Genomic DNA, 10,489 nt, shown 5'->3' with positions numbered 1-10,489 from the left:
GTGTAGGGTGTAGGGTGTGGGGTGTAGGGTGTGGGGGGAATAAATAAAAATAATCTCCTGAATCCTGAATCCTGACTCCTGAATCCTGACTCCTGAATCCTGGCTCCTAACCCCACCAATATACCTTTTCAGCAATCTCTACCTAACCATGAAATCTAACTATCAAAATCTCATTCAAGAACTTTCCCGTCTGGAAATTATCACCGATCCGGGACAAGTGGCGAAACTTTCCTTAGATTATTATCATTTTAGTCCCATTTTAGAGGCACAACTGCAAGATAAACGGGCTGATTTAGTCATTCGTCCCCACAATAGCCAAGAAGTTATTGACATCGCTAAAACCTGCGTTAAATACCAAATTCCTTTAACAGTTAGAGGTGCGGGTACAGGTAATTATGGTCAATGTGTTCCCTTGCAGGGAGGAGTAATTTTAGACACAACCAAACTAACAAAAATTATCTCGATCGAACCGGGTACAGCACGGGTAGAAGCGGGGGTAAAAATGGCATTTTTTGATAAACAAGCTCGCGCAATCGGTTGGGAATTAAGAATGGCTCCCTCTACCTATCGGACGGCGACAATTGGCGGTTTTATCGGGGGTGGCAGTGTGGGCATGGGTTCGATTAATTATGGACAATTGAAGGATAGGGGCAATCTGCAAGCAGTGCAATTAGTCACCCTAGAAGCGGAACCAAAAATTATCGAACTACGGGGGGATGAGGTAGAAAAAGTCAATCATGCCTACGGAACCAATGGTATTATTACCGAGTTAGAAATAGCCCTCGCTCCCTGTTATCCTTGGGCAGAATTTATCGTTACTTTTGCCGATTTTATCACCGCCGCTAAATTCGGTCAAGCTCTCAGTGATAGTGATGGCATTGTCAAGAAAATGGTTAGTGTGCACTCCTGGCCAATTCCCGCTTATTTTATCGCTCTTAAGGATTATTTACCCACAGGAAAAGCGGCAGTTTTGTTAATAGTATCGGACAGCGATCGAGTCGCCTTAGAATCTTTAATTAAAGAATATAATGGTGAACTTACCTACTATAAAACGCCAGAAGAAACCCAAAAAGGCAACAGTATCTTAGAATTTACTTGGAATCATACCACTCTCCATGCGCGTAGTTGTAACCCCAAGATAACTTATCTACAAGCTTTTTATTTTAATCTAGCCACGGTAGAGAAACTCTATAATTATTTTGGGGAGGAAATAATGATGCACCTAGAATTTTTGAGATTTCAAGGTAAAGTTATTCCCGCCGGTCTTCCCTTGCTAGAATTTACCACAGAAACTCGATTAAATGAGATTATTGCTATCTATGAACAACAGGGGGCAGCCATTGCCAATCCTCACACTTATATCATGGAAGATGGCGGCAGCCGACAGATTAATCCCCTGCAACTAGAATTTAAACAACTCGTCGATCCCTACGGATTGAACAATCCGGGTAAAATGCGAGCATGGGTTGAAGCAAGGGGGTAGGGATTCGATTCAAGCTAAATTAAACAAGATAAGTAGGTAGGCGTTAAAAACTATTAGATGCCCCCCTTATCAAGGGGGGATTAAGGGGGGATCGAACCTAAAACACTAACCGGTGAAAAGGGAGTGGGGAAAACAAAACTCCCCGCTGCCCCCTGCCTATTCCCAGACTTGCCCCGATCCGATACAATTAAACGGTTGTCTTGGAAGAATTAATAGTGATCGAGCGTTATACTCTCCCTGCAATGGGGAATTTGTGGACGGATAGATATAAATATCAAACATGGCTAGAGGTAGAGATAGCCGTCTGTGAAGCGCAGGCAGAATTAGGCTATATTCCGGGGGATGCAGTAGAAGAAATTAAGGCAAAAGCTAATTTTGATCCCGATCGCATTTTAGAAATAGAAGCAGAAGTGCGCCACGATGTCATCGCCTTTTTAACAAATGTTAACGAATATGTGGGCGAGCCGGGGCGTTATATTCATTTGGGTTTAACCAGTTCTGATGTATTAGATACCGCTCTGTCCTTACAATTAGTCGCCAGTTTAAACCTGATTCTAGAACAATTAGAAGATTTTATTCAAGCCCTGCGCTATCGCGCCCAAGAACACCGTTATACAGTCATGGTGGGACGTTCCCACGGCATTCACGCCGAACCGATCACCTTTGGCTTTAAACTAGCGGGATGGTTAGCGGAAGTGCTGCGAGGACGCGATCGTTTAATTCGCTTGCGCCAAGACATCGCCATCGGTAAAATATCCGGTGCAGTGGGAACCTATGCCAATATTGACCCGAAAATTGAGGCGTTAACCTGTCAGAAGTTAGGATTAGAACCGGATACCGCTTCCACTCAAGTGATCTCCCGCGATCGACACGCCGATTATGTGCAACAATTAGCCTTATTAGCGGCTTCGATCGAACGTTTTGCCGTGGAGATTCGCAACCTGCAAAGAACCGATGTCCTAGAAGTGGAAGAATACTTTGCCAAAGGACAAAAAGGCTCCTCCGCTATGCCCCATAAACGTAATCCCATCCGCTCAGAACGCTTAACGGGAATGGCGAGAATTATCCGTAGTCATACCGTTTCCGCCTTAGAAAATATCGCCCTCTGGCACGAAAGAGATATTTCCCATAGTTCCGTAGAACGGGTGATGCTGCCAGATGTTTGCATTTTGACCCACTTTATGCTCAAGGAAATCACCGATTTAGTCAAAAATCTGCTGGTGTATCCCGAAAACATGAAGCGAAATATGAATGTTTACGGTGGTGTGATTTTCAGTCAAAGAGTTCTTTTAACTTTAGTGAGTAAGGGAATTAGCCGGGAATCTGCCTATAAAATCGTCCAAGAAAACGCCCATCGCGCTTGGAACACCGATAACGGCAATTTTAAAGCTTTTATCAGCCAAGATGAGCGAGTTACTGGCATTTTATCCCCCGACGAGATCGAAAGTTGCTTTGATCCTCAGCAGCACCTAAATCATCTTAATAGCATTTACCAAAGGTTAGATATTTAAGAGGCGAATTAGGGAATAGGGAAGCGGGGGTGATCGAGCAATCCCCAGATTTTGTCGGGTGCGTTCCCTGCTGCGACGAGGGGGAACGCACCTTACCGATTATGATATAATTGCGGCATATACTTCTCGCTTGCGACAACCGCGATGAATGTTTTCTGGCGCTATTTCCCCTTGGCATTTGTTGTTATGCTTTCTAATGGTTTCACCCCACAACAAGGGCGAACGGAATCACCCAAAGTTACCTGTCAAATAGAAAGCTATCCCTCCACAAAGCAAAAAGTTCCCACGACAATGATCCAGAACGGAACGGCGAATTTAGTACCATTTATTTATTGGGTGGAGGAAGTTGCGGGGGAAAAGCCTCTAGAGCGGTGCAAGGAAGTTTCTGAGATTATTCAAGCAAGATATGACGATAAAACCTGGAGTCGTTCTTTTTTACGGACGGGAAAATCTAGTGATAATTATCCGATCATTTGTTTTGTCAAGGAACCCAAAGATAAAGCTTGCGATACCGAAAGAGAACTTATCGTTAAATTAAAGCGAGGGGAAAACGCGGAAAGAGTTTTAGATAAGATGTTAGCCCTTCGCTATCGGACGGATTTAAAATTAACGGGAGAGTTTCGTTTTTATTATGGGGAGACTCACCGAGAAGTTTATATTCATGTCAAGAAGTTTATCGAAGAAGTGGAGCGATCGAGGACTGAAAGACAATGATAAAAAGATGGTTCGCTTGGTTGGGTATTGTCTCGATATTGATACCTTTTCCTGTGGCGATCGCCCAGTTGGATCAATCACAATTAAAGGAGATCACCGTCAGAATTGATGTAGAAGGAAGCTATAAAGAGGATGGGGGTTCTGGGGTAATGGTTCGCCAGCAAGGACAATTCTACACGATTCTAACAGCATATCATGTGGTGCAAGAAAAGAGAAACTATAAAGTTTTAATTTTTAATCCTTCTAATCAGCAAATAATCGGTAGCCACATCATTAATGAGAAAAATATTAAGCAAATTGACGATTACGATCTAGCGGAGATTACCATACAAAGTTCTGCTAAATATCGAACGGCGAATATAGGAGATAGCCAGCAATTACAACCCACCGATGATTTAACCGTTTCTGGCTATCCGCTTCCTTCCTCTAAGATTACAAAAAGACTATCTACTCCTACCCTTAACCTGGGTAAATTTAATGATAAATTACCTCCTGATGCGCTACTAAAAGGGAAAAAGGGGGCAACGCTGAAGATGGATGTAACAACGGAAGTCGGAATGAGTGGCGGCGCGGTTGTTAATAAAAATGGTGAATTAGTCGGAATATTAGTCGAAGCAGATAAAGACGCTTCTGGGAATAAATCATCATCTTTAGCGATTCCAATTAATTTATATCCTCAGTGGCAAGCGATTCGGAATTCTCAAAGATTATCTTCCCCTCTTCCCTCTCCCAATCAAACTTTGGAGCAATTACTAGCAGCTAAAAAATGGGGACAAGCGAATGATAAAACTTGGGAGATTTTACTAAGTAAAGGCGATTCAGATAAGTCAGGTGATTTAGATAGTTTTGAGGTGAAGAATTTAGAATGTGAAACATTGAGGTATCTAAATAGAAAGTGGAGTGAAGCCTCCAAAAAAAGGTACGGTTTTGAGGTGCAAAGTAGAATTTATAGCGAATATCATCAACAAGATATCGTGTCGAACATTGATCAATATACAAGATTCGCTAAGAGATTAGGATGGTTTGACAATATTCAAAACATATCAACCCTTTCCGTCGAGAGCCTATACAATCGAAAAAATCCTCATGATGGTTTTTATCCGATTTGGTTTGTTTATGGCAGGGAATTAGGAAAAAGTCCTTTCGGTTTACCCGCACCTCTTGATGATATCTTATATAAAGATCCGAATATAACTTGGGGCAGTAGGGGAACTATTTTAAATAGTAAAATACAGGAATGCGTGAATTATTATTGAAATATTTTACCTCAATAATTGAACAATTTTGACCCTTAAACATAAGCTGAATCCTCACGATTACGAGTGTTTAACTGGGCAATTTAATATTCTTGAATCTTAGAAATTCCTTAGAATAAAAATGAAGTTCAAGCGTATCAAACTCGTTGACTTGATTGGAAACATTATTAAATGTTAGAATTACTTTAACGGGTGTTCCTTGAGGAAATCTTGAGCTCAACCCACTTCTATCACCTTCAGATTTTTGATTTCCAATTTGTATTTGTCCGCAGGGATAAACATTACCATATATATCAAATAATCGGGTAATATTGTCATCTCCGCAATAAACATAAGCTGTTAAATCTTCTGTGCTTCTAACTACCACCGAACATTTGACACTTTTAGCTACACGGGTACAACTTTGTAAAACTCCCGCAAACCATTTATTCTCATTAACATTGCCTCGTTGTGCCAGTAGTTGTGTGTCCCTACGGCTATTGATTCCGTCGTTGACTTGGCTTTCTCTTACCCCTGTCATTCTCTGAGATGCCGACACGCTAACCCCCGAAACCAATAAAGCCAAAGCGAGTAAACCAAAAGCCGATGTTCTGTAAACCATATCAGGTGACTCCTCACACAATAAAGAAAACCGAATCATGCTATTATAGCCGAGATCGTAGCACAGATCATTATATTTGAAGCATTGCCCAGTAAATCCTATTATTTTGATGAGAATTTAATCAATTTATAGAAAAGAAATAGATTGATAGGGAATGATTTCTTCTAGCCTATTGCCTAGATTTTCTCTGGCTACATCCAATTCATAAGCCTTTTGTAAATTCATCCACAATTCTGCACCAGTATTAAAGAAACCTCCTAATTTTAAAGCAATATCTCCCGTGAGATTCGCGTCTCCTTGTAGGATGTGATATAGAGTTTCTTGCGAAACATAAATTTTTTGGACAAGCTGAGAGATAGTAAGATCAATTTCTTCTAATTCATCCGCGAGAATTTCACCGGGGTTAATGGAGCTTTTCCAATTATTCATCATCAACCTCCTTTAATGATAATCAACAATTTTAACATGACAGGGTTTCTGTGTCTTGACAGCGAAAACTTTTAATCATAGACTATTTCGCTTCTTTAACCGAATCTAACTCTAAAGAGTTGATTATCTCTCTCGCTTCCTTTTCATACTTATCAAAGTCTTGGGTACTGGCTTCATAACGAATCGTATATTGTTTTTTACTGTATAAAAAACCAATATCTCTTCGTTTAATATTGTCTGCATCATAAACTAATTCGTAGTTAGCTGAATTACCCTTGAATTGAAATTTTTCATTACCTCTAAAATAAGTATTTTTCTTGTTATCTATAAATAATTTTGCTTGTTCTTTTTCTTTCTGGTAAAATTTTTGCAAGGTAATATCGTTGTCATAAAGCTCTTCGACAATCAAGCGTATTTTAGGAGAATTGCTTTCATTACTAACAAAAGACTTGGGAATGATGGTAGCGTCAGGAACATTAGGAATTGCAACAGATTGACATCCAAGTTGTTGCCAATTCTGCGGGATTTGAACAGTGATCCCCTCGCAAGAGAAGGAAACAGGTTTTTGGAATAACATAGTTAGCCAAAGTTGAACTTTATCGGGATTAGTGATAATGGATGGAATAACCGAACCCAATAATAAAGTCAACAACAATGCAAGGATCGATTGTTTTGTCTTTTTCTCTGATTCGGTAGAATTTACAGAGGGTTGTTCGGATTGATGACTTTTTTTCTGATTGTTTGTCCAGAAAGGTAATAGTTGACCAATGATCGATTGTTTTGATTTTGTCTCTGGTGTGGTAAGTAGTCATGCAAAATAAATTTCCTAGTGAAGACAGGCAAGAGGCAATAGGCAAGAGGCAAAAGCTTTATCGAAATGTGTAATTAATTTTGCTTAGGTACTTAGAATTTACAGAGGGCTGTTCGGATTGATGACTTTTTTTCTGATTGTTTTTCCTAGAAAGGGGTAGTTTAGGGATCATTGGTTGACGATGGTTGTTGACGGCATACAGCAGTTACTTTATTCCTCTGGTACAGCCAACTCCTTATTGGGTAAGCTTTTCGGTCTAGGGAATTTACCAGAACAAACATGAATCCGCCGTAACAATATTATAACTACCGATCAATTCCTGAGAGATTTTGTCGGGTGCGTTCCCTGCTGCAACGAGGGAGAACGCACCTTACCGATCGATTCCTGAGAGTATAGGGTCTTAGTCTGACAAAACCCATAGACAACAGCTTATCTGGCTGACGGCTGGGCGCTGACGACCGGCGGCTAAAAATTAACATTGCAAGAAAACTTAACAATTGGCCAAGAAACTCGATCGAGTAGGTAGAATAGCAAGTAAACCATTTTGTAAACTCCACCCGATTAACTAACTAGAATAGAGATAACCCAGAACGCCTGTGATAGATAAAAGACGCACTACTCGCGATCTCCCCCAAATTAACGAAAGAATCCGCTTTCCTGAAATCCGCGTTATCGATAGCGACGGCTCTCAGCTAGGCATTATTACTCCTGCCGAAGCTTTGCGCGTGGCCGAAGAAAAGGAACTTGATCTCGTCCTCGTCAGTGAAACGGCAAGTCCTCCCGTTTGCCGGATTATGGACTATGGCAAGTACAAGTTTGAACAGGAGAAAAAAGCCCGCGAAGCCAAGAAAAAACAGCATACAGCCGATATAAAAGAAGTTAAAATGCGCTATAAAATCGATGAGCATGACTACAACGTGCGAGTCAACCAGGCGCAACGTTTTTTAAAAGCGGGAGATAAGGTAAAAGCGACGATTACCTTCCGAGGTCGGGAAATTCAACACTCTAACCTAGCGGAAGAATTACTGGCTCGCATGGCCAAAGACTTACAGGATGTGGCTGAGGTACAGCAAGCACCAAAAAAAGAAGGTCGTAACATGATGATGATGTTATCGCCGAAAAAATAACTAACTAATCCGGAAAAAGGGGCTAAGTCCCCTTTTTTGTTCTTCGGAAATCCCGAAAGGAAACCAATAATCTAAAACAAATGTATTATCCGAGAATTAAGTCTCCAGATTGCAATCATAGGCACTGAAAAGGATTAACCTAGGAGCAAAAGACTATTGTGAAGCATAGCCTAAAAATTGATTACCGAGTTTACTGCCATTGAGCGTGAATGCGTGGATGGAGCAAACGCTCGACTGGTTGACCGTTTTTTAAATGTTCCTCGACAATCTGACTGACATCCTCTGGTTTAACACGACAGTACCAAGTTTCTTCGGGAATAATTCTCACCGTGGGGCTAGTGCTACACTGTCCTTGACAGCTACTGGTCATAACGATGACATCTTCTGGGAGAGCTGCCGTTTGCCAAGCTAAAAGAAGCTCCGATGCACCGTGTACCAAACAGGAAGAATGCTGACAGACCATCACAAATCGCTTTTGGGGATAAGACATATTACCTAAAAAGTTGCAAAATTGGATAGTTCCCCGGTTATATTCTTGGGAGTCGCTTTGGGGAAGCATAGTTTTATTTTGCCCCGAATCCCCGATACTGGCAACACAAAAAAAAGGGGCTGAAAATTAACCATCAATCTTTAAAATAGAATAGGGAGAAAAATTTAGTCAATCAAGAGGGTAAAAGTGGCATTCGCTAGTCATTGGATCATGTTAGGTTTATTATTGGGTTTTGCTGTTGCCCATAGCGGATTAGCCAGTTTACGAATGCGGGGAGAAGCCATCATCGGTGCGCGACTGTATCGGGTATTATTTGCCCTTGTGAGTATCCCTCTAGCAGTAATTTTAGTAGTTTATTTCTTCAATCATCGTTATGATGGTTTGCTTCTCTGGCAAGTACAGGGAGTAACCGGAGTAAAAACCCTAGTTTGGATACTTTCGGCCATTTCTTTTTTCTTTCTCTATCCTGCCACCTTTAACCTGCTGGAGATCGCCGCTATCCAAAAACCCCAGGTTCATCTCTACGAAACCGGCATCCTGCGCGTTACCCGTCATCCCCAGATGGTAGGACAGGTGATCTGGTGTATTGCCCATACCCTCTGGTTAGGGACAAGCTTTACCCTATTAACTTCCCTAGGTTTAATTGCTCATCATCTTTTTGCCGTCTGGCATGGCGATCGCCGGTTAGAAGACCGTTACGGAGAGGCATTTTTAAAGATCAAAGAACGCACCTCAGTGGTCCCCTTTTTAGCAATTATCGATGGTCGGCAAAGCCTAAAATGGCAAGAATTCCTTCGTCCTGCCTATCTAGGAGTAACAGGGTTTATTTTACTCCTCTGGTGGGCGCATCCTTGGCTAATGCAAGCAACAAGTAAAATTTATTGGTGATTTTGCTCCCAACTCCTTTCCTGTTGATCCCGATTGGTGTAGAATGGCTTCTATATCAAAATAAAGTTTTCATAAAATACGTTTAGACATGATACTATCTGTCAACGAAAAGAGCTTCCCTAAGCTAGTTTTAGAGTCTTCTCGTCCGGTTCTCGTGTATTTTTGGGCGCCTTGGTGTGGTTTATGTCGTTTAATCCAACCCACCCTCTTTTCTTGGCAAAATGAGTGTCAAGATGCGATTCAATTAGTCGGTGTCAATGCCGATAATAATTTTAAATTAGCTAATAGTTTTCGTCTGCGTAGTCTGCCTACTTTAATTCTCTTCGATCGAGGTGTTCCGGTTCACCGTCTGGAGGAAATTCACAGTCGCGAGGAATTGCAACAAACCCTGCGACTAATAGTCAAAAATCAAATCCCGCGTTCAGCTTAAGGGAAAGATATCTTTTCTGATGGGTTCTGTGGTTAAAATGTATTCTAAGATACGGTACTGCTAGTGGGTGAGTGGAACGAACCACTCCAGACACAGAGGACACAGTTGCTTCTAGTAATGCTGTGGAGGATATGCAAATAAAAGTTTTAACCGAGCCAGTTGCCTTTATTTGTGTGGCGACAGATGGAGTGGAAAAGGTATCTATCGATTATAAAAATTGGCAGCCTTTTCCGCCTTTTTTTCAGCCATTAGAGGAATATTTACAACAGACAGAAACGCCATTGCAAGAAGACCTCAAAGAATTTTTAAAGCGGGAGGATTTAAATAAGTTAACAACCGATGATAAAACCTTACTCCTAGCTTTTTGTTTAAGAAACTGAGAAACCGGGTTTCTGGATCATAGCGTTCCTAGGTAAAACAATCGTGAGCAAAAAATCTATCAAAAGTAATCTGTAGCGACTGTCTTGATTGTCAAGGGGTAACTCAAAAAACAATCGGCTCTTCGGGAATTGTTATGCAAATAATTAACTTAAAATAAAATTCGATGAGAGTACCTACGCCTAAAAGTAGCTGAAATCTATACAGGGAGACACTTACGGCACAAATAGGTTAATACCAAAAGATAGACAATCGAGTTAAAATTTGATATAATAGCCAGAAACCAGAGTATTTTACTTATGATACTTGACAAATTTTTGAACCTACAAGGAACCTGTATTCAAGGCTATCGACACCTAGAAAATATCGGT

General features: G+C 41.0%; 11 protein-coding genes and 1 pseudogene. 8 read left to right on the top strand and 4 right to left on the bottom strand.

Going from position 1 to position 10,489, the window contains the following annotated elements:
• Window positions 1-148 precede the first annotated feature (148 nt).
• From PN470_RS05625 to PN470_RS05610, 4 genes are all read left to right on the top strand, one after another.
• Window positions 149-1,483, top strand: coding sequence for an FAD-binding oxidoreductase (locus tag PN470_RS05625; protein ID WP_103112092.1), 1,335 nt, complete (start codon window positions 149-151; stop codon window positions 1,481-1,483).
• A gap of 215 nt (window positions 1,484-1,698) precedes the next feature.
• Window positions 1,699-2,994 carry an adenylosuccinate lyase gene (gene purB / locus PN470_RS05620; RefSeq protein WP_272103976.1) on the top strand — a complete coding sequence of 432 codons (1,296 nt, stop codon included), beginning with the start codon at window positions 1,699-1,701 and terminating at the stop codon, window positions 2,992-2,994.
• 144 nt (window positions 2,995-3,138) lie between these two features.
• A complete protein-coding gene (locus tag PN470_RS05615; protein ID WP_002792967.1) occupies window positions 3,139-3,708 on the top strand; it encodes a COP23 domain-containing protein in 570 nt (189 codons plus the stop codon).
• Window positions 3,709-3,761: 53 nt separating this feature from the next.
• Entirely contained in the window at window positions 3,762-4,964 is a 1,203-nt protein-coding gene (locus tag PN470_RS05610) for a trypsin-like peptidase domain-containing protein (protein WP_272103970.1), read from the top strand.
• A 70-nt stretch (window positions 4,965-5,034) separates the two neighbouring features.
• On the opposite strand, the gene PN470_RS05605 is transcribed toward PN470_RS05610, so the two are convergent.
• The 3 genes from PN470_RS05605 to PN470_RS05595 all read right to left on the bottom strand — a co-directional run bounded on the left by PN470_RS05605 (window position 5,035) and on the right by PN470_RS05595 (window position 6,571).
• Window positions 5,035-5,604: a hypothetical protein gene (locus tag PN470_RS05605; protein ID WP_272103967.1), complete on the bottom strand. Its 570-nt coding sequence runs from the start codon at window positions 5,602-5,604 to the stop codon at window positions 5,035-5,037.
• Window positions 5,605-5,691: 87 nt separating this feature from the next.
• A complete protein-coding gene (locus tag PN470_RS05600) occupies window positions 5,692-5,994 on the bottom strand; it encodes a HigA family addiction module antitoxin (protein ID WP_334310425.1) in 303 nt (100 codons plus the stop codon).
• Window positions 5,995-6,076: 82 nt separating this feature from the next.
• Window positions 6,077-6,571, bottom strand: coding sequence for a hypothetical protein (locus PN470_RS05595; RefSeq protein WP_272103963.1), 495 nt, complete (start codon window positions 6,569-6,571; stop codon window positions 6,077-6,079).
• A gap of 830 nt (window positions 6,572-7,401) precedes the next feature.
• Between PN470_RS05595 and infC the strand changes: the two genes are divergently transcribed.
• Window positions 7,402-7,932 (top strand): translation initiation factor IF-3, encoded by a 531-nt coding sequence (infC, locus tag PN470_RS05590; protein ID WP_002797889.1) that lies wholly within the window; start codon window positions 7,402-7,404, stop codon window positions 7,930-7,932.
• 190 nt (window positions 7,933-8,122) lie between these two features.
• Here the strand turns inward: infC and PN470_RS05585 are convergent, their stop codons facing one another.
• Window positions 8,123-8,422: a (2Fe-2S) ferredoxin domain-containing protein gene (locus PN470_RS05585; protein WP_272103973.1), complete on the bottom strand. Its 300-nt coding sequence runs from the start codon at window positions 8,420-8,422 to the stop codon at window positions 8,123-8,125.
• A gap of 186 nt (window positions 8,423-8,608) precedes the next feature.
• Here PN470_RS05585 and PN470_RS05580 point away from each other — a divergent pair, with 186 nt between their 5' ends.
• The 3 genes and pseudogenes from PN470_RS05580 to PN470_RS05570 form a co-directional block, all read left to right on the top strand.
• On the top strand, window positions 8,609-9,310 hold the full coding sequence (locus PN470_RS05580) for an NnrU family protein (RefSeq protein ID WP_081330782.1): 702 nt from the start codon (window positions 8,609-8,611) through the stop codon (window positions 9,308-9,310).
• Between the two features lie 88 nt (window positions 9,311-9,398).
• Window positions 9,399-9,740 carry a thioredoxin family protein gene (locus PN470_RS05575; protein ID WP_016514592.1) on the top strand — a complete coding sequence of 114 codons (342 nt, stop codon included), beginning with the start codon at window positions 9,399-9,401 and terminating at the stop codon, window positions 9,738-9,740.
• Between the two features lie 104 nt (window positions 9,741-9,844).
• A pseudogene (locus PN470_RS05570) lies at window positions 9,845-10,120 on the top strand (protein phosphatase 2C domain-containing protein); the annotation flags it as partial.
• Window positions 10,121-10,489 lie beyond the last annotated feature (369 nt).

This window comes from Microcystis sp. CS-574, assembly GCF_028329095.1.
Taxonomy (GTDB): Bacteria; Cyanobacteriota; Cyanobacteriia; order Cyanobacteriales; family Microcystaceae; genus Microcystis; species Microcystis ichthyoblabe_A.
This window is presented reverse-complemented; position numbering and strand designations above follow the sequence as displayed.